An 18,637-nucleotide genomic window follows, 5' to 3' on the forward strand; every position below is an offset into this window, starting at 1 on the left:
GAAAATCATTCGGGATCGGAGAAGTTCGGAGGTTCTACAGGGGTTGATGGAGTGTCAGTCACCATAACCTTCGTAGCTGCTTCACCAGCAATTCCTTGGGTTTGTGTGGAAGGACGGCGGCGGGTTCGCTTATAAGCAGCCCTCTCAGCTTTTTCACGCTCGTAGGCAATCAACCTGCCATAATACTCGTGCTTGCTCAAATTCATCGACAAGAAAATGTGCTGGCGAGTATTGCCAAAACCTTTGCGGCTAAAAAACTTCACGGCTGGGATATTTACGGGATCGGTATCCACCAGCATGAACCGCACCCCGTCTTCAATCATCCGTTCTACCAGCTTGTCAACTAGCTTGTCCCCGACGCCTCGACGCTGAAAATTAGGATTAACACCCAGCCAAATAATGTATCCATAAGTCCAGGATGCCTTGCTGATAACGGTTCCCAAAATGAACCCTGCCAGTTGTTCGTCGATTTCAGCAACCAGACAGTATTCTGGATCGGTGTTGTAAAGCCCAATCACCTCCCATTCATCCCAGGTTCGATATAAATAAGGGTACAAATTGCTAGTAAATACAGCTTCTCCCAAGTGGTAAACTGGGGCAAGATCGTCAATTTCTAGGTCGCGGATATAGATAGAAGAGTAGTTGGATGCAGGATCGTTTTTATCAGGATTTGTCATAACTTTTAATTTTTTATTTCTTTACAGAGAAACTTCCTGAATATTAGCTAAGTTGGGTAGCCAATCTTGATGAGAGAAATTTTCTTCACTGGTGCGATGCGAAGCATTTGCTAAGTGGCGATCGCGCTGACACCGAACCGCAAAGTTACAGTCAGGGCAACGATTAGCGGTTTCTGGAACTTGAGGAAAATCTTCTCCTTGTTGATAACGTTGCAAATAATCGGTTAGCTGCGTCAACAATCCCGTTAAATCCCTTTTTGTTTGCTCGTGTTGAGCAACATTGTAAGTAAAATTGAGGCTTTGTGGTTGAGGTTGAGACTGGACAAACCAGTAAGTCATAGAAATTTGGTCTGGCAAATAATCGCTAGTTTCCGCCAAAACATAAAGATATAAACGAGTCTGCCAATCTTTTTCTAACCAACGCCGATTTTTTGGTTGAGGATAAGTTTTCCAATCCAAAATTTGAGCAGATTGCGTGTCTTCAATTAACAAATCATAGATAACAGTCAGTAAATATCCCTGAAAATTCAGCGTGCGACAATGTTCGCTTTGGCGGAATGTTTTCGGGTTGGACATCAAAATTTCTGGTGCGACATTCACCAAAGCCGTTACCCAACGATGCAGTTGGGCATCCTCCTGCACCAGAGATTCTACCGGCAATCCCAGTTCTCGCTGCTGCATCAATAAGTGAAAGCGGCTGCCCCAATTTTGCCGTTCTAGTTGTTCTGGATTAGTGGGTGAACTCAGTTTATCTAAGTAGATTTGTTGAAACTTTCGGGGACAATTTTGTAACAGATTCAGTTGTCCTTGCGACAAGCGGAACAAAATTTCTTGTGTTGGTTCCATTTGATTAATTTTTAATGTCTAAAAACTTTCACTTGGGCGACTATTCTTTATTCATAGCAATCCTAAGTAACTATTAAAATTCTCTTTCTTCCTCTCTCTTTCTTGGCGTCCTCTGCGTTCTTGGCGGTTCGTAAAAAAAGGATTGCTATATCCCTCTTTTGCAGGTATTTCTCTGACTAATAGCTAAGGATAATTACCCTTAGCTATTAGCCATTACCCTAAGCTTTTGTTAACACAAACACACTACCTTCATTGCCTCGCCCTATTCGCAAATCCTCATCTAGATAGGTAGTATCCAGCCAACCTTGCTGGTTGCTGCTGTCGATACCAAAATCCAAAGCTGGAAATCGTTGACCGCTTTCAATTTGCCGAATAAATTCGGAAGGCGACTGATAGTTAATCAGGCGCTGTAAACCGGAAATGGATCGCTCAAATTTTACCAAGACGCGGCGTTCGGAAATTGGTTCAAACCGGGCAGCAACGCTGACAAATCCTTCCAGATAGGGTAAGCCATAAACTTCAGCAATATTGTAAACTTTGGCGTCTTTGGCTCGAATGCATTGATAGATTTGACCAAGTTTGAGCAATGGCAGTTGGTCAATGGTTAATAAACCGCGACTGGTAGTGTAAAGTAGTCGCCAATTGCCATCTAGTAGGTCAGTTGCCTCAACCGGACGGGGAGTGGGGTTGAGGTCTTCCAATCGGGAAACCGCTGAGAGAATCGCTATTTTGTCAGTTTCGGTTGCTAGCAGTCCGCGATTAGAGCAAGCGATCGCTTCCAACAGTGCTGCTTTCCTCATTTCCTCCTAGACCTCTCTTCTGGGTGACTTCTCTACCAACAGCTTAGCTTTTGTCCAACACCAGCTGGCATCAGCGATCGCTCGCCCAGTTGATAAGTTTGATAACAACTCCCTTGACACAGAATATTATCCACGTCAGCGATCGCGTTTGGTGGGAGTGGTAAACTCAATATGTCTAGTTAGCTCCCAAACAGAATCCTCAAATATGTACAATCCGTCTCTGCGTGAAGAACCTCGTCACCAGCTGGCTGCTCTGATTCCGTTACAACAAGAACCTTCCATTCTCGACTGGCTAGAATCCACAGGACGCCTGTTGCCGCGAGATGTTCAAGCTGAAGATAGTTTCCGCGATGGTGATGCAGAAATCTCCGATCTGATGGCACCGGATGATGTTTACGATGACCTCGAAGACGATGATGAAATCGCCGATGTAGACGAAGATTAGTCAGACGAGAAGAATTCAGCACTCAGGCGTCAGAGTAAATTCTGGATTCTGAAATTCTGAATTCTGGTGTGAGAAGTGAACGAAAAATTTGTGGACGCTAAATTATTTTCTGGTCGGTCGTTCAACCCCTCAGGAACTAGCCTGCTAGCGTTACTGGCAGTTGGGCTTTCCCTAGGGACGATATTATTCGATCTGCAAGCAGGTGTCTTCCCAGCCGTGGGCATCTCTATGACCTTGCCCCTGTGGCTTTGCGCCCTGGTGACAGCTCTTTTAGGATATTGGGCAGTCCCCTTCCTGCAAGCCCTAAAAGCGGGTCAATTTATTCGGGAGGATGGCCCCCAAGCGCATTTACAAAAAGCAGGCACTCCGACAATGGGCGGGGTGTTTTTTGTGCCAGTCGGGGTAGTCGCCGCCTTGGTGTGGTCTGGATTGACTGTAGGGATACAAGGACTGTTTCCCGTAATTGCCGTATCAATCGTAACTTTAGCCTACGGTGCGATTGGCTGGGTTGACGATTGGCAAGTCATTAGACGCCGGTCTAATAAAGGCATCTCGCCCCGGATGAAACTCATTTTGCAGATTGGGGTGGGGGTTCTGTTTTCTCTATGGCTTGTCTGGAATCAACCAGCAAGTATCACCACGATTGCCTTGCCTTTTGGTTTAGCTATTCCTTTGGGGTTGCTGTTCTGGCCTTTGGCAGTATTTGTGCTAGTGGCGGAAAGTAATGCGACAAACCTCACGGATGGAGTGGATGGACTGGCGGCGGGAACAGGCGCTTTAGCTCTTTTGGGACTCGGTGCCATTGTTGCTCCCGCGTCGCCAAGTTTGATGATTTTTTGTGCCTGCATGAGTGGCAGCTACCTGGGCTTTTTGGTTCACAACCGTAACAAAGCCCGCGTCTTTATGGGCGATACGGGTTCTATGGCACTGGGAGGCGCACTGACAGCAGTAGGGCTTCTGACTAACAATCTCTGGGCGCTGTTTATCCTCAGCGGTATTTTCTTCGTGGAATCGCTCTCAGTAATGGCGCAGATAGGCTACTATAAAGCCACCAAAGGTCCAGATGGCATCGGCAAGCGTTTATTTAAAATGGCACCGATTCACCACCATCTAGAACTGAGTGGCTGGAGTGAAACCCAAGTAGTTGCCGCCTTTTATCTGATTAACGGGATCTTGGCTTTGTTGTGTCTTGTACTTCGTTAGTTAAAATAGCCGTTGTCAATCCTCCTTTGGTGTCAAAAACCGCACAAGCTGGGCGTCCACCAAAGGTTTGAATTGCTCCAACTACATCCACAATGGGCAGCAGCAGAAAACAGGGGAATAGAAGAAGACAGTTTTTAATTTTTTCTGTTTTCCTATCCGGGATTTTTTGCCTATACATCCAACTCATTCGTCTGGGTTATGCTGTACCGCTGCCCTATCTTCTGCACGTCTTTTGCTGGAATAATTGTTCTGATAATCGTTCTGCAAATCATTTACATCCTAAAGTTGCAGGAAAGGGGCTTTTAAACTATACGCATCAGCTTACACAGCTAGTAGATTCTCCAGAAATAGACAAGAATAAAGTCTCTATACTCATTGAGAAATCTAGGTACAGACTGACAGTTTATTACGATAAAAAGCCCCTAAAGTCTTATCCAGTGGTTTTGGGCTTCAACTCAGTGGATGATAAGCTCAAAGAAGGGGATGGCAGGACTCCAGAAGGCATATTCAAGATAAAAGACCTCTATACGCATCCTACGTGGTCAAAGTTTCTCTGGCTGGATTACCCAACCAAAGATTCTTGGAGAAAACATATCAAAGCCAAGGGAAACGGGAAAATAAATTGGCTTGATTCAATCGGGGGACAGGTAGGAATTCACGGCGTCCCCGATCGGCAAGATTTTTTGATAGAAAAGCGCTCAAACTGGACATTAGGCTGTATTTCTCTAAAAAATCGAGATGTTGAAGAGTTATATCAAGTTGTGAAAAAAGGAACGGAAGTCGAAATTATTCAATAAAATGCCAACTTTTAGTTTTTAATCAATCAGGACTCGCCGCACATCACCGCATCTGCCACCGGCAACCACAGGGGGATTGAACCCGAAAAAACTCTATATGTATAAGCTTTGCATAAGTCCTGTCAATAAAGGTCTGCGATCGCTTGCTTTACCGAACAGACTGAGTCGGTAGCGATCGCAGCGCCTTTTCCCTTCTCGTAACCTAGTGGGCAAGGGGAAGCACAGCTGTCAAATAGAAATAGACAATTTGAGCGCGTTAAATTATATTATTGATGGTTGCATTTGAATAGTCCAGAAGTCCCAACAAAGAGAGGTTAAAAAAGTTCGCTACATTAAAAAAAACCAGCAGCAAGGGAACACAGATGCCAACACAGCTGTTAAGAAAACACTGTTAAAAAAACGTAGCGGCAAGGAAAGATAAATGACAGGAAAATTGTTACTGGTAGACGACGAACCGGGACTGCGCGAAGCAGTCAAAGAATATCTGCAAGACAGTGGTTTTACCGTTCAGGTTGCCAGTAACGCTGGTGACGCATGGCAGATGTTGCAGAAGAACCAGCCGGACTTAGTGATTTCAGATGTGATGATGCCCAAGGTGGATGGGTATCAGTTCCTCAAGCAGCTGCGGGAAGATCCTCGCTTCAAAAATTTACCAGTGGTATTTTTAACTGCTAGAGGCATGACAAGCGATCGCATCCAAGGCTATCAAGCGGGTTGCGATGCTTATCTCCCGAAGCCCTTCGATCCGGAGGAATTGGAGGCAATTGTCAAAAACTTACTGGAACGTCGCACCACCACAACTAACACCACCGGCGGTAACGATATTGAGGACATCAAGCAACAGATTGCTGCCATCCGGGGGATGTTAGAAGATACCAATCGAATCCCCCAGTCGCCTTCCCATATCCGCATAGACTTAACGCCACGAGAGCAAAGTGTCTTAGACTTGGTAGCGCAAGGATTGATGAATAAAGAAATTGCCCGACGCCTGGAAACCAGTGTCCGCAACGTTGAGAAGTACGTCAGCCGCTTATTTAGCAAGACAGGGACAAATAGCCGCACCGAGTTAGTGCGCTATGCCCTTGAACACGGTTTGACTCGGTAATCCTCACTCTCACAGCTTTTAGGGCATGGGCTTAGCGCGTGCCCTTACATCTTTTGCTATCTGGATCTGTGCTTGTCTTTATGAGCGATCGCCCTGACGATTCTTAAGAAATATTGCGTTTATTAAAGAAACTCGTCTTTTTTACATTGATCCCTTGAGGTTGCTGGTATCTTCATTAAATACAATTCATAAATTCAAAGAAAAAAGATGAAAGTTTCACAAACGCCTCATTTGGGTCAATCAATTTCTCTGGGAATTCTTTTAGTATTAATGAGCGTTAGTGTCACCGTTCTGATGGTCATTCAAAGTGGAATATTACCATAAAAGTTGCCAATTTTTGCTGATTCTCACCCATAAAAGCCGCTCCGCAATGAGCGGCTTTTGTTTAGCTGCCAGTAACATTATATTCCTTTAGATAGAAGCGAAAAGCGATTAATTAAGTGTGCAATTGTAAAATCAAAAATTGCAGCTGCGGGTGCCACCCATTCGTTTGAGAAAATCAGCCTAAGTAGGTGGGATTAATTATTTGTAGTAGTGGTTAGCGATAGCGTAACCCATGCAGATGTTGGGTTTCAAGAGCGTTTTCCATTCCCTACGAACTGTTTTTGTAACTGAAGGATTCACAGAGTCCTTGTGACTGTTAATCTAAATAGATGTATAGCAATCCTATTTTATTTGTGAGATGCCAGCGCCTCAGATCCCCGACAACTCTTACGAAGTCGGGGATCGCGCCTTCACGAATCATTTAGGACTGCTATAGATGTGCTGCGCCGCATTGAATTCGGGCTTCCCATCCAAAAACGATTCAGATAAAAATGTTCAACTATTCCACCTTTACCGCAGCATTGGTGCGAGAGACAAAAGCCCGTGAAGATGCGCTACCGCTGATGGATGAAACTCGCGGCTCTCGGTTTTTTCTTTACTCTAATCCTACGGACAAAGTGTGTCTATTCTTTCATGGGTTTACTGCCACTCCAGAACAGTTTGTGCCGATAGGAGAAGCTTTCTTTAAAGCAGGTTACAACGTCTTGATTCCTTTGCTGCCGGGGCATGGCATCGCAGGCAATTGGGATGGAGATAACCCCCCTCCGCTTCCCGAAGAACAGGAAGTTTATCAACAGTTTGGGCTTTACTGGCTACAACAAGCTCAAGCTTTGGGAAGAAAAGTGGTAGTGGGAGGGCTTTCTGGTGGCAGCACTTTGGCAGCTTGGCTATCCCTAGAACGCGCCGTACAAATTTATCGGGCTTTGCTGTTTGCCCCTTATTTGAGTGGCAGCAATAAGGTAGTGGATCTGTTTGTGCGGATATTTAATATTTACTTTGAGTGGAAGACTGAACCGGGAGTCGCACATTTTGGCTATGACGGCTTTCTCATGCCAACGTTGCGAGTATTTTTAGACATGGGAAGAGATATCTTCGATCGGGCGGAAATGAGTTACGCCGCGCCCATGTTAATTGTGTCGAGTGAAAGCGATCGCGCAGTTGGTAACGAAGAACATAAAGCTTTGTTTGAAGCCTTACTCCCGCATCAACCCAAGTGCTGGTATCACCGCTTTGACCAAACTCTGAATATTCAGCACAATATGATGACCAAAGCTGAGGGCAATGAATACTCAGACTTAGTGATTGCAGTAGCTAAAGCCTATGTCGAAAGCGATTTAACCTGGGGTGAAGTGGAGGAGATGCGCGATCGCTTGCAGCAGGGCGACTCCTTCAACACAGTAGTGAATCAACTAAATCTGAGTCAGCGGGTTTCTCCCGAACTGTCTACAATCATCTCATTGCTAGCCGTCGATTAAAAAAAGTCATATCACCGCCGCGCGATCGCCTTGCCAGCGGCTCCAGCTTCCCTCTGGAGCTTGCCCAGAGGGGTTGGGGGTGTTACAGGCGTTGGAGCAAATTTAAGCCGTGGGTATCGGTGCCGCAGGTGCTGAACAAACCATAGGTGGCAGCTAGCTGTTCCACCTCCATCGTTTCCCTAGGACTGGGTTGCCAAGGGCTAGGGTTGTTGTAGGCGTAGTAGGTTTCAACGCCGTCAATGCCTAACTCAGCGGCGGCAGGGATAAGTTTGGCAGCGGGAAGGCGGTAGCGGGCTGGATGAGCCAAGACTGCCAAACCACCCGCCTGATGGACGACGGCAATCACATTGGCGGCGTCAGCATCGCTTCCTTGGGGTGCAGAGCCTTTCAGATATAGCTTCATCGCCGAGTGTTCTGGATCGAAAGCATAGCAAAGGATGTGGACTTCTGTGTTCAGCAAGCTAGAGGTGATTTCGGTGCCGATCCACAGGTGGGGTAGGTGGGCGGAATGGGGATTTTTGTAGGTGTGTTGCAGCCAGTATTGAGCTTCTTTGAAACCGTCAATCGTATGGTGGTCAGCGATCGCCAGCCCTTTAAGACCAATAGCGATCGCCTGTTCCATCAACGCCCTCGGTGCCAAACGACCATCCGAGTAGACGGTGTGCATATGAAAGTTGTAGGAGTGCGGACAACTATCAGCCCGAATCGTCTCAAAAACGTGCTTGAGCGCTGTTGTATTCTGGGCTGGTGGCTGGGGTGAAGCAGAAGATTGAGCAAGATTGATCGCCATAACCGCCGAGTAGCCGTGCGCGTTCGTTGACAATTGTTAACATATACCCTAGCAAAACTAAACAGGAATTGCGTTGGGGTATTCTATGTGCATTCCATGCTGAAAGTCGCGTTTGGCAAAAATTTTCTGCCCAAGTCGGCGACCATTGGCGGGCAGTTTCACCTAAATATTCAGTTTGAAGTTTCTGGCGGCTTAACCGTTCTATTTGGGCCGTCTGGCTGTGGCAAGAGTTCGACATTACAAGCGATCGCAGGGTTGTTGCATCCGGACTGGGGTCGGATTGAAGTGGCGGGAACAATCTTCCTGGATACTAAAGAGCGTCTGAACTTGCCAGCGCACCGGCGAAATGTCGGTTATGTCTTCCAAAACTGCGCCTTATTTGGGCATTTGAACGTAGCGGAAAATATTGGCTTTGCTCTCAACCGCTGGCAACGGCACCGGCGGCAGCAGCGCGTTAATGAATTGGTAAAGTTGTTAGAACTTGAGGATCTGGTACATCAACCCGTGCAGCAGATTTCTGGCGGACAAGCTCAACGGGTAGCGATCGCCCGTGCTTTAGCTCCCTACCCTAAAATTCTGCTTCTCGATGAACCCTTCAGCGCCCTCGATGATGATTTGAGAGCAACTCTCCGAACCGAGTTGAAAACCATTCAACGTCAATTTAACTTGCCGGTTGTACTGGTGACTCATTCACGAGCCGATGCCCTGGAACTCGCCGATCGTTTAGTAATATTAGCAGCGGGACGAGTCGTTGCAGTTGGTCAGGCAGAGCATTTGCTCGATTCCCGTTCCTATTCCATTCCTGGGAAATTCCAGTGGGGGTAGAAAATAATTAAAAATTAAAAATTATTGCATTAAAGATGAAACAAGAAATGATTCATTTTTAATGCAAGCATTTTTAATTGTCTAAATTGCGGATTTTCCAAGCCATTTCCAGCACTTGAGTCCAGCGCTTTTGTAACTGTTTGGGCGTGCAGGTGAGTGTTTGAGCAATCTCCCGATCGCTGAGGAGAGCTTGTTTTAACTGCAACAGCTGCTGCTGTTCCGCAGAAAGTTGATTCCAAAACGCTTCCCACTGCTGGGAAGAGAGTCCCAGTTTTTGGTCGAGATCGGCTCCTAACCATTGATGTACCAGCTTCCAGTTGTTTGAATGTGAGAATTTTTCCACATGGTACTTAAAGCGCTGTTGTAGGTAGTCGCGCTGACGTGCTGTTAAACCCAGGATTTCGTCAATCTCTGGTGCTGGGAGGTCTTGCAGTTTTAAAACCAGGTAATTTACACAGTCTTCTTGACCTTGGACTTGCAGGTATTCCATCAGTTCAGCGACGACGCGATCGCGCAACACCGCTTCCGCCGGGTCAATCGTATCGGCAACCAATTGCGATCGCAGCTGGTGCATCGCCGCTGACCGACTTTGGGTGTCCGCATCCTCACCCCTAGGAAACTCAATCGCCTTCTCAATATCCATGCTCGTCTCAGCAGGCTGGCGGCGAGCAAACCCCTGTGCCCTCAACACAACCAGCTGCTGGCTGGTGCCATTCGGTAAATTGATGCGACGCTTGGCATACTGTTCGCTGAACGCCATATACTCCGCCAGTTCCAGTTGAGTGCGGGGAGTGTAGTCTACCGTCAGATCGTTTTCCCGCCGGAAAGCTTTGATAGACTCCACGTAAAACTCTTGCAAGAAGTCCTCAATCAGGTTGTAGCGGGCTTGAAAACCTAATTGAGATTGTGGCGACACCACATAACGATAAACCATCGCGCTTAGGTTGCTGTGCAGTTCCACCCGACCCCGCTTAGAACCCAGCCGGTAATATGACAGACACTTTTGCAACCGATGCCGTCCCAGATTTAACTGCCAAGAGCGAACCTCACCAGAAGTTTGGATGCGCGGACTCTTGCGGCAAATTCGCTCCACCTCTAGCGCGATTCGGTTGGCGACTGCCTGAACGTGCCAAGACATCCCTTTGATTTCAGTCCGCAACTCCTCCAACAACAGCTCGGTCATCGTTTGCACGTCGATTCCCAACAGTTGCTCGGTCGAGTGACATAGGTTTTCAGAAGATTGACTGGGAGAATTGATAGTTGTCATGGTGAAAGCCCCTGGTAGCGAAAGTATTCAAAGTCAACAAGAGCCACTGAAAACGGTTCAAAAGTTTTGTCTCCCGTCAGGCAGCGCCTGCGATTGACCGTCTCAACTCTCTATATTTAGACTGTAGGGGCTTATTGTTGGACACCGGACAGCGGATGTGTTACTACTCTTAGCTCACTATGGGTCATCTCGACGCTCTCCCATCATTCCCTCTCACCTAAAGAAGCGCTAACCCTTGCTGTACCTGGGCTTGCGCCCCCGCAAACTATCGACGCAAAGTGTTGTCGCAAAGCGGTAGGAGCTGGTGTTGAGTGGACAATCCAAGAACTGGATTGCTGGTAGGGTTATCGTCCGAAGTCCCTAGTGCGGAGGCTGTAGTTAATAGTCTTTAGTTCACAAAGGGATTGAAGAATTGGCGATTTGGGATTTTGTATTTAACAGCTTTAACTCAATCTTTAATCTTTAATCTTTAATCTTTAATCTTTAATCAACTGACCGATGTCGCCCAAGCCGTTGCAGCCTCCCATCCCAGACCCCGCCGGACGATGACAGGTTCCTCATCTGTCAAATCCAAAATTGTTGATACCCCATCTCCGCCGGACGAGCCAGTGTCCACAATCATGTCTACTAGCTTGTCTAGCTGGTCAAACAATTTTGCCTTCTCCAGCCCTAGAGTTGGGGCGTTGCCATTCTCATCCGCTAGGTGAGCTGAGGTGGAAATAATCGGATTGCCTAATGCCTGCAACAGCGACTGGCACACCGTATGCTCTGGAACCCGAATGCCGGTAGTTTTGCGCTTGGGACTCATCACCAGCTTGGGCACTAATTTGGTGGCTGGCAGCAGAAACGTGTAGGTCCCAGGAATTAAATTCTTCATAATCCGATAAGCGACATCACTGACGATGGCATATTGGGCAATGTTCGACAGAGACGGACACAGGAACGTCAGGGGCTTATCATTAGATAGCTGCTTAATCTGCCTCACACGCTCTACTGCTGACTTGACGTTTAGGTTACAGCCAATCGCGTAGACAGTATCAGTGGGATATAGCATCACAGCGCCATCTCTTAGGGCACCTACTATTTGTTCTATTCCACGAGTTTGTGGTGTATCAGGATGGATGTTGTAGATTGTCGCCATAATGCAGAATCCAGAACTGAGATTACAGAATTCAGAATCCAGAATTTTTCCAGACTCCTGACTCTTATCTCCTTATGAACAAGCTAGCGTATCTAGAATGTCCAACAGGAATTGCCGGTGATATGTGCCTGGGGGCACTCGTAGATGCGGGGGTTCCCCTAGATTACTTGAGAGAAAAGCTCCATAAGCTGGGAATTTCCCAAGAATACCAGTTACGAGCCGAACAGGTTCACCGGAACGGTCAGCAAGCCACTAAATTTCACGTAGATTTGAGCGATCGCAATGACACTGATTTAAATCACCGCCACGAACATCACCGTCAAAATGGGGGGCATCAGCATCACGATGGCGAGATATCATGGGGTCATCCTCATTCCCCGACGCGGCATTTGCCAGAAATTGTGCAGTTGATTGCAGCAGCTGAGTTTCCGTTACGGGTACAAGCGTCCAGTTTGGCAGTGTTTCGACGGCTGGCAGACGCAGAAGGAGCGGTTCACGGCATTGCCCCAGAGGAAGTTCATTTTCATGAAGTCGGGGCTACTGATGCCATTGTAGATATTGTGGGCACTTGTCTGGGCTTGGATTGGTTGGGGATTGACGAATTATATTGTTCGGCACTCCCGACTGGGGGCGGTATGGTAAGAGCGGCTCACGGTCAGCTAGCGGTGCCAGTACCAGCTGTATTGAAGTTGTGGGAATCGCGCCAGGTGCCAGTTTATAGTAATGGGATCGAGCGGGAACTGGTGACGCCGACTGGGGCAGCGATCGCTTGTACGCTTGCTACCGGCTTTGGATCTCCACCACCCATGACTATCCAGCGGGTTGGGAATGGTGCTGGTTCCCGTCAGTTACCGATTCCCAATATTCTGCGCCTCTGGATTGGCGAGGGTGTAGAGACGCGATTTGCCTCTCAACAGGAGTCGGAATTCATTCAGCCTTCCGAAAGCCCCTGTTTAGAAATGATTTCGGTGCTGGAAACCCAAATCGATGACTTGAGTCCCCAAGCCATTGGCTATGTGTTTGAGGCACTGTTTGCCGCCGGTGCGCTAGATGTCTTCACTCAACCGATTGGGATGAAAAAGTCTCGTCCTGGCATTTTGCTGACGGTTATTTGCCATCCAGAACAGATATCCGCTTGCGAAACCATCTTATTCCGAGAAACGACGACACTCGGCATCCGGCGTCTGATACAGCAACGCTCAATTTTGCAGCGAGAAATTCAGCAGGTGCAAACAGAATATGGCTGCGTTCGCGTCAAGGTTGCCTGGACTGGGCATTCTGACCAGAGAGCGATCGCTAATGTGCAGCCAGAATACGAAGATTGTGCCGAATTAGCCAAGGCAAACAACCTTCCCTGGCGCGAGGTGCATCAACTGGCGCTCAATATCTGGTATCTCCAGCACAGTCACAACTTCACTTGAATTTGCGGCAAGCGAAGTCCCAGATGCCTGACTAAATTTCTGGAACTGCCAAACCGATTGCTGTATTACTACTGGTTTGAAAATCACAGGGCTTACGCAAAGCTTATACATATAGCGTTTTGTAGGGGCAATCCCCCTGTGGTTGCCCTCAGATGTGGTGCTATTTGCGTAAGTCCTGAATCAGTAAGGAAAATCCTGATGTATCGAATCAAGCAAGTGTTGCTAGCGATCGCTCTTGCCATTGTTAGCCTCGTGGCGCTGTTGACCATTAGCGCTTTCCTCGGCACTGCGGCGAACTCTCAGCCACCTCAACCAACTTCGGAGATAACCACAGCTCAAAGGATAGACCTGGGGCGTTCTTTCAGAGAACTGGGCATTGAAGGGTCAATTTTAGTTTACGACCGCAACAAAAACCAATTCTACGAACATAACGCGCCTCGAAACTCAACGGCATTCTTCCCCGCTTCAACCTTCAAGATTTTCAACGCGCTTGTGGCATTGGAAACGGGGGTGATTCGAGATGAGGTTACTGTATTAACCTGGGACGGCATTCAACGGGAAGTGGCAGCTTGGAACCGAGACACCAACCTGCGCCAAGGTTTCAAAGACTCAACGGTTTGGTTCTACCAAGTTTTGGCTCGGAAAATTGGGCATGAACGGATGCAGAAGTTTATCAATCAAGTCGGCTATGGAAACCGCCAAATTGGTACATCTGAGCAGATCGATCGATTTTGGTTAGAAGGTCCTTTACAAATTACGCCCAAACAAGAGATTGAGTTCCTGCAACGTCTCTATCGCAGCGACTTACCCTTTTCTCAACGCAGCTTAAATTTGGTCAAAGATATTATGGTGCGCGAACAAACCCCAGACTATGTGCTGCGCGGAAAGACGGGCTGGACTAACACTACGACTCCTGAGACTGGCTGGTTTGTGGGATATCTGGAACAGAACAATAATGTTTATTTCTTTGCCACAAATATCGATATGCGAAATGATAATGATGCCGTCAATCGCATTGAAATCACCAGGCGCAGTCTTAAAGCGTTAGGACTGCTTTAAAAACACCCGCAAACCCCTAACTTTCTGCTTTCAGATTTTCCTTACAAACAGGACTTACGCAAAGCTTATACATATAGCGTTTTTTCGGGTTCAATCCCTTGTGGTTGCCCTTACTATGTGGTGATGTGCGGCGAGTCCTAACAAACAGTCTCTTAACCGATTTATCAGTAGCGTTACTTGCACTCAGCTAACCTTTAGACTCTAAATTAGTCCCCGCTTGATCAAGCCTAGAACCAATCATGACCCTAACCTTCTCAATTAACAACACGACTCGGCTGCAACTCGCCCCTTTAGAAATCCCAACTCGTCTGCTGCTGGGTCCAGGTCCATCCAATGCCCATCCCGCCGTCCTTCAGGCGATGAATACCCCTCCGGTGGGGCACCTCGATCCAGCATTTCTGGCACTGATGGACGAAATCCAGATGTTGCTGCGCTATGTTTGGCAGACAGAAAACCCTCTCACTATTGCAGTCAGCGGTACGGGAACGGCAGCAATGGAAGCAACCCTTGCCAACGTCACCGAACCCGGTGATGTGGTTCTGGTGGGCGTTAACGGGTACTTCGGCAACCGTCTCGTGGATATGGCAGGACGATATGGTGCGGATGTGCGAACGATTACCAAACCTTGGGGGCAAGTGTTCCCCATAGACGAACTCCGAACCGCCTTAGAAACTCATCGCCCCGCTATTCTGGCTTTAGTCCATGCCGAGACATCCACGGGGGCACGCCAACCGTTGGAAGCAGTCGGCGACATCTGTCGTGAATTTGACTGTCTGCTATTGGTGGATAGTGTTACCAGTCTGGGGGGTGTGCCCTTGTTTCTGGATGAGTGGAAGGTTGACTTAGCTTATAGCTGTAGCCAGAAAGGGTTAGGTTGTCCCCCCGGTGCTTCGCCGTTTACGATGAGTCCGCGTGCAGTTGAAAAATTGCAACAACGTGGCACTAAGGTGGCTAATTGGTATTTAGATATGACGTTGTTGAGTAAGTATTGGGGCAAGGAACGCATCTATCACCACACTGCCCCCATTAACTTGTACTATGCTCTGCGGGAAGCGTTGCGTTTGATTGCAGAAGAAGGAATAGAAAATAGCTGGACGCGCCATCAAAAGAACGTCGAGTATCTCTGGGAAAGCTTAGAAAACTTAGGACTTACTATGCACGTTAAACGAGAGTTTCGCCTGCCAACCCTGACAACCGTTTGCATTCCAGAGGGTGTGGATGGCAAAGCGATCGCGCGTCAGCTACTCAACGAACACAATATAGAAATTGGGGGCGGACTGGGCGAACTCGCGGGTAAAGTCTGGCGTGTGGGTCTTATGGGCTTCAACAGCCGTCCAGAGAGTGTGGATCGCCTTTTGGAGGCATTGGGGCAGGTTTTACCTCATTAAATGAGAATTTAGGGTGCTAAGAGAAACGCACCCTCCAAAAAGGCGATCGCGCGATCGCCTTTTTGGCCTGTCTCTGGGTAATTATCGTCCGTTAGTTGTCTTTCATCCCTAACTGCTGCTCATTAGTTAGCAGTTGAGGTGCTTGAATGGAAGTTGCGACCGCCCAAATCCTCTACAACTTGACAACCTATTATCAAGTTCCATCAACTAGAAGTCTTTGGTTTGTGCTAACTGTATCCCAGGGATAAGCCTACGGCTACAATATTAGCGTCAGACTTTCGCTCTTAACCAGTTGTAGGAGTTGTAGTGGTTGTATGTCTGCAAACAACTTTACTGAAAAAATGTATAAATCTAATAATAGAAAGGTAAAATTATGGACTTGAGTGAGGAGCAAAGTCCGGGAGCAACCCAAATTTTCATAGAACTTCAAGAGAAACTAAGGCAAAATCTAAAAGTTTCTCTTTTAGAAAATATAGAAAAATTATCTCAAGTAGAAATAAAAGCGCGTGCCTTTGCTATTCTCGGTCAAGTTATACGCGAAAAGCCCTATTTATCTCAATCTCAGAAAGAAATTACAACCATATTTGATGAAGTGTTTGCAGATGTCGTAACTTCAGTATATCTAGCTGGATGCTCCCTGGATAAACCTGCTCAAACTCTTCTTCGTAGAGTATTAGAGCTTGGTGTTGCTATCATATACTTATGGGATATGCCTCATCAGTTCTGGGGATGGAAGTGCCACGATAAGGATCTTAACTTTAATGAAATGATTGATTACCTCAATAGTCCCAGTTATAAATCATTTATTTTAAATGAAAATTATAAAAAATCTACTGGCTTTCTATTTGAGGTGGAAGAATGCAAAAAAATATATAGAATTCTTAGCAATACAATACATGGAAAAATTTCCACCTTTGAGTCTGTTTTACCCGACCGTTTTAATCATAATTCTGTAGATTGGCAAAAGCATCTCGATTTAGTAATGCAAGTTCAAAATATACTGTTACACCTGTGGGAAAATCGATTTAGCGACAGTTTTTTTGAATTAGAAAAAAAATTACCGTCCCTTTCCCGATTGCAATAAATTATAAGAATGTCTGAAAATTCACAAGTTTTAGAGTTACTACAGGCTGCTAGATGTGAGGATCTAGTCTATACGCAAATTCCGCAGTTAACAGTTTTAGGTGACTTTGAACGCAAAGTTGTAGACACTGTAAAAGGTGGTGGCGCTCATCTTTTGGAAGGTTCTCGTGGCGTTGGAAAGTCTATGCTACTTAGGCAAGCGGAATTCGAGATGGACAGAGACTTTACGATACATCGAAAGTTAGCTGTATATGTTACGTTTCAAACCAGTACCTTACTAGAGGGAATTAAAGTAGGTGAACGGGATGCTTTTCAATCTTGGGTAGGTGCAAAAATCCTTGAAAAATTACATGAAAAGCTTCTTTTTCTTGATTTGATTAGTCATCAAAGTGTTATCGATCCATACGAGGCAATGTTTGGTATAAAATCTCCTAAAGAGACAAAAATATATTTGCAAGAAAAAGCCCATCAGTTGCAAAACCTAGCGATGGCAGTAAATAAGGAAGAAATAATAGCTAAAATCGGAAATGATTTTTTTGATAAAGTTAACGACTTAGGCTATGTAATGGAAACTCTTAAGGAAATAATTGCAAAATTCGATCTACAAAAGATAGTCTTTTTATTTGATGAGGCCGCTCACACTTTTATTCCTAGACAACAAGAAATTTTCTTTGAAATATTTAAACGTATTCATGGCGGTTCAATAGCCGTTAAGGCAGCTGTTTATCCAAGCATAACTTCTTATGGAAAGAACTTTGAACCTGAGCAAGATGCGATAGCTATACCAATGGATAGATTTGATCATACTATTGAAGGACGTCAGGCAATCAGAGAAAATTTTAGAGATATGTTGAAAAAGCGAATAGATTCTGATAATTCTTTATGTAAAAAGATTTTTAGTAAAGGTCAGACACTAGATATCTGTATTTATCTTTCTACAGGAAATCCTCGGGCATTTTTACATATTTTGAATCGCACTCTTGAAAAAGCTCAACAATTAAAAGAAGGGTTTTCTGAGAGGGCAGTTAGGTTAGCAGTACAGGATTTTATTGATAAAGAACTTATTCCTTATCATCAAAACTTATCCAAAAGAATCCCTAAGTTTTCTCACCATGTTGGTGTTGGGATGGATTTATTACGGAGTTATATTATTCCAGAACTTAGAAGTAAAAACCATCGTCAAAAGCAAAATAACTACCAGTCAGCTTTTTTCACAGTTCGACGTGATATGTCGCCTAATCTTAAACTAGCATTAAATATTTTATGCTACTCAGGCGTACTAACAAACAAGGGAACAATCGCTGTTTCTGATAAAAAAACTGGTTTTAGATATATGGTGCATCTTGCACTTCTTGTTACAGAAAAAGCATTTTTAATGCCTGATTTGGCAGAGGCGATCAAGGTTTTAAGTATTAGATATTCTAAAGAGTTTGCAGGTGACGATCCGCAGTTTGAAAGTTATTTAAGGGCTTTAAAAGAGGCATCAGACCAATGTGCTAATTGTTCGGCGGACTTACCACCCAATGCAAAGTTTTGCCCTGAGTGTGGGCAAAAAGTTCAAGCAACATCCATTATAAGTGGCTTACTAGAAGAATCAATTGATGCTTTATCTATTAGTGGAAAGCTTAAAGATAGAATTAGGCAGCAGTTCCCTAAGATTGGTGATATTGTTCAGGCGAAACGTACACAATTAATGGGTATAAGATTGATAGGGGAAGTTCGTTCGAGGATTATCAAAAACGCGGCAGATGAATTCATCTCTGGGTAACTATTGCTGTTGATGGCGTTCTTGTATCCGTTTGACAATAATCTTATTGCAAGTATTTCTATCAAATAAATTGCCAAAGCCATCAGTAAATGTTGACAGGGCTATTTCATTCTAAAGATTGACTTCAAGTGGTTCAAGCTGAACCCACAACGACGCTGAGCTTGAGCCATGTTGTCAAAGCCTAAATCACGATACAGGTTGAGAGCTAGATTGCGGGCGACTG

At 45.8% G+C, this 18,637-nt stretch carries 18 protein-coding genes; 11 read left to right on the top strand and 7 right to left on the bottom strand.

Annotated features, from left to right (window positions below; genetic code table 11):
• Positions 1 to 5: 5 nt before the first annotated feature.
• The 4 genes from ACFW2W_RS05800 to ACFW2W_RS05815 form a co-directional block, all read right to left on the bottom strand.
• The gene (locus ACFW2W_RS05800; RefSeq protein ID WP_378174567.1) at positions 6 to 677 is read right to left on the bottom strand and encodes a GNAT family N-acetyltransferase; all 672 of its coding nucleotides are present in this window, start codon (positions 675 to 677) and stop codon (positions 6 to 8) included.
• A 21-nt stretch (positions 678 to 698) separates the two neighbouring features.
• Positions 699 to 1,523 carry a PD-(D/E)XK nuclease family protein gene (locus tag ACFW2W_RS05805; protein WP_378174570.1) on the bottom strand — a complete coding sequence of 275 codons (825 nt, stop codon included), beginning with the start codon at positions 1,521 to 1,523 and terminating at the stop codon, positions 699 to 701.
• Positions 1,524 to 1,741: 218 nt separating this feature from the next.
• A complete protein-coding gene (locus ACFW2W_RS05810) occupies positions 1,742 to 2,323 on the bottom strand; it encodes a PAP/fibrillin family protein (protein WP_378174573.1) in 582 nt (193 codons plus the stop codon).
• Positions 2,324 to 2,355: 32 nt separating this feature from the next.
• Complete coding sequence (locus ACFW2W_RS05815; RefSeq protein ID WP_378174576.1) at positions 2,356 to 2,493, bottom strand: hypothetical protein; 138 nt, start codon at positions 2,491 to 2,493, stop codon at positions 2,356 to 2,358.
• A 35-nt stretch (positions 2,494 to 2,528) separates the two neighbouring features.
• Between ACFW2W_RS05815 and ACFW2W_RS05820 the strand changes: the two genes are divergently transcribed.
• The 5 genes from ACFW2W_RS05820 (at position 2,529) to ACFW2W_RS05840 (ending at position 7,672) form a co-directional block, all read left to right on the top strand.
• Positions 2,529 to 2,768: a DUF3134 domain-containing protein gene (locus ACFW2W_RS05820; protein WP_378174579.1), complete on the top strand. Its 240-nt coding sequence runs from the start codon at positions 2,529 to 2,531 to the stop codon at positions 2,766 to 2,768.
• A gap of 90 nt (positions 2,769 to 2,858) precedes the next feature.
• Positions 2,859 to 3,971, top strand: a complete 1,113-nt coding sequence (gene mraY, locus ACFW2W_RS05825; RefSeq protein ID WP_378174648.1) for a phospho-N-acetylmuramoyl-pentapeptide-transferase — start codon at positions 2,859 to 2,861, stop codon at positions 3,969 to 3,971.
• A gap of 92 nt (positions 3,972 to 4,063) precedes the next feature.
• The gene (locus tag ACFW2W_RS05830) at positions 4,064 to 4,768 is read left to right on the top strand and encodes a murein L,D-transpeptidase family protein (RefSeq protein ID WP_378174582.1); all 705 of its coding nucleotides are present in this window, start codon (positions 4,064 to 4,066) and stop codon (positions 4,766 to 4,768) included.
• Between the two features lie 421 nt (positions 4,769 to 5,189).
• Positions 5,190 to 5,873, top strand: a complete 684-nt coding sequence (locus ACFW2W_RS05835) for a response regulator (protein WP_378174585.1) — start codon at positions 5,190 to 5,192, stop codon at positions 5,871 to 5,873.
• A gap of 815 nt (positions 5,874 to 6,688) precedes the next feature.
• Positions 6,689 to 7,672, top strand: a complete 984-nt coding sequence (locus ACFW2W_RS05840) for an alpha/beta hydrolase (protein WP_378174588.1) — start codon at positions 6,689 to 6,691, stop codon at positions 7,670 to 7,672.
• Positions 7,673 to 7,754: 82 nt separating this feature from the next.
• On the opposite strand, the gene ACFW2W_RS05845 is transcribed toward ACFW2W_RS05840, so the two are convergent.
• Positions 7,755 to 8,462 (bottom strand): PHP domain-containing protein, encoded by a 708-nt coding sequence (locus ACFW2W_RS05845; RefSeq protein ID WP_378174651.1) that lies wholly within the window; start codon positions 8,460 to 8,462, stop codon positions 7,755 to 7,757.
• A gap of 96 nt (positions 8,463 to 8,558) precedes the next feature.
• On the opposite strand from ACFW2W_RS05845, the gene ACFW2W_RS05850 reads away from it, so the two are divergent.
• Complete coding sequence (locus ACFW2W_RS05850) at positions 8,559 to 9,287, top strand: ATP-binding cassette domain-containing protein (RefSeq protein WP_378174591.1); 729 nt, start codon at positions 8,559 to 8,561, stop codon at positions 9,285 to 9,287.
• A gap of 73 nt (positions 9,288 to 9,360) precedes the next feature.
• Here ACFW2W_RS05850 and ACFW2W_RS05855 read toward each other — a convergent pair whose 3' ends face one another.
• Positions 9,361 to 10,554: a HetZ-related protein gene (locus ACFW2W_RS05855; protein ID WP_378174594.1), complete on the bottom strand. Its 1,194-nt coding sequence runs from the start codon at positions 10,552 to 10,554 to the stop codon at positions 9,361 to 9,363.
• 487 nt (positions 10,555 to 11,041) lie between these two features.
• A complete protein-coding gene (locus ACFW2W_RS05860) occupies positions 11,042 to 11,695 on the bottom strand; it encodes an L-threonylcarbamoyladenylate synthase (RefSeq protein ID WP_378174597.1) in 654 nt (217 codons plus the stop codon).
• A gap of 74 nt (positions 11,696 to 11,769) precedes the next feature.
• Here ACFW2W_RS05860 and larC point away from each other — a divergent pair, with 74 nt between their 5' ends.
• The 5 genes from larC to ACFW2W_RS05885 all read left to right on the top strand — a co-directional run bounded on the left by larC (position 11,770) and on the right by ACFW2W_RS05885 (position 18,414).
• Positions 11,770 to 13,116, top strand: a complete 1,347-nt coding sequence (gene larC, locus ACFW2W_RS05865; protein ID WP_378174600.1) for a nickel pincer cofactor biosynthesis protein LarC — start codon at positions 11,770 to 11,772, stop codon at positions 13,114 to 13,116.
• Positions 13,117 to 13,314: 198 nt separating this feature from the next.
• The gene (gene blaOXA / locus ACFW2W_RS05870) at positions 13,315 to 14,175 is read left to right on the top strand and encodes a class D beta-lactamase (protein ID WP_378174603.1); all 861 of its coding nucleotides are present in this window, start codon (positions 13,315 to 13,317) and stop codon (positions 14,173 to 14,175) included.
• A gap of 239 nt (positions 14,176 to 14,414) precedes the next feature.
• Positions 14,415 to 15,563 carry an alanine--glyoxylate aminotransferase family protein gene (locus ACFW2W_RS05875; protein ID WP_378174606.1) on the top strand — a complete coding sequence of 383 codons (1,149 nt, stop codon included), beginning with the start codon at positions 14,415 to 14,417 and terminating at the stop codon, positions 15,561 to 15,563.
• A gap of 373 nt (positions 15,564 to 15,936) precedes the next feature.
• On the top strand, positions 15,937 to 16,647 hold the full coding sequence (locus tag ACFW2W_RS05880) for a hypothetical protein (RefSeq protein WP_378174609.1): 711 nt from the start codon (positions 15,937 to 15,939) through the stop codon (positions 16,645 to 16,647).
• A gap of 9 nt (positions 16,648 to 16,656) precedes the next feature.
• Positions 16,657 to 18,414: a zinc ribbon domain-containing protein gene (locus ACFW2W_RS05885; RefSeq protein WP_378174612.1), complete on the top strand. Its 1,758-nt coding sequence runs from the start codon at positions 16,657 to 16,659 to the stop codon at positions 18,412 to 18,414.
• Positions 18,415 to 18,637: the final 223 nt, after the last annotated feature.

The organism is Coleofasciculus sp. H7-2 (assembly GCF_042747725.1).
Taxonomy (GTDB): Bacteria; Cyanobacteriota; Cyanobacteriia; order Cyanobacteriales; family FACHB-T130; genus FACHB-T130.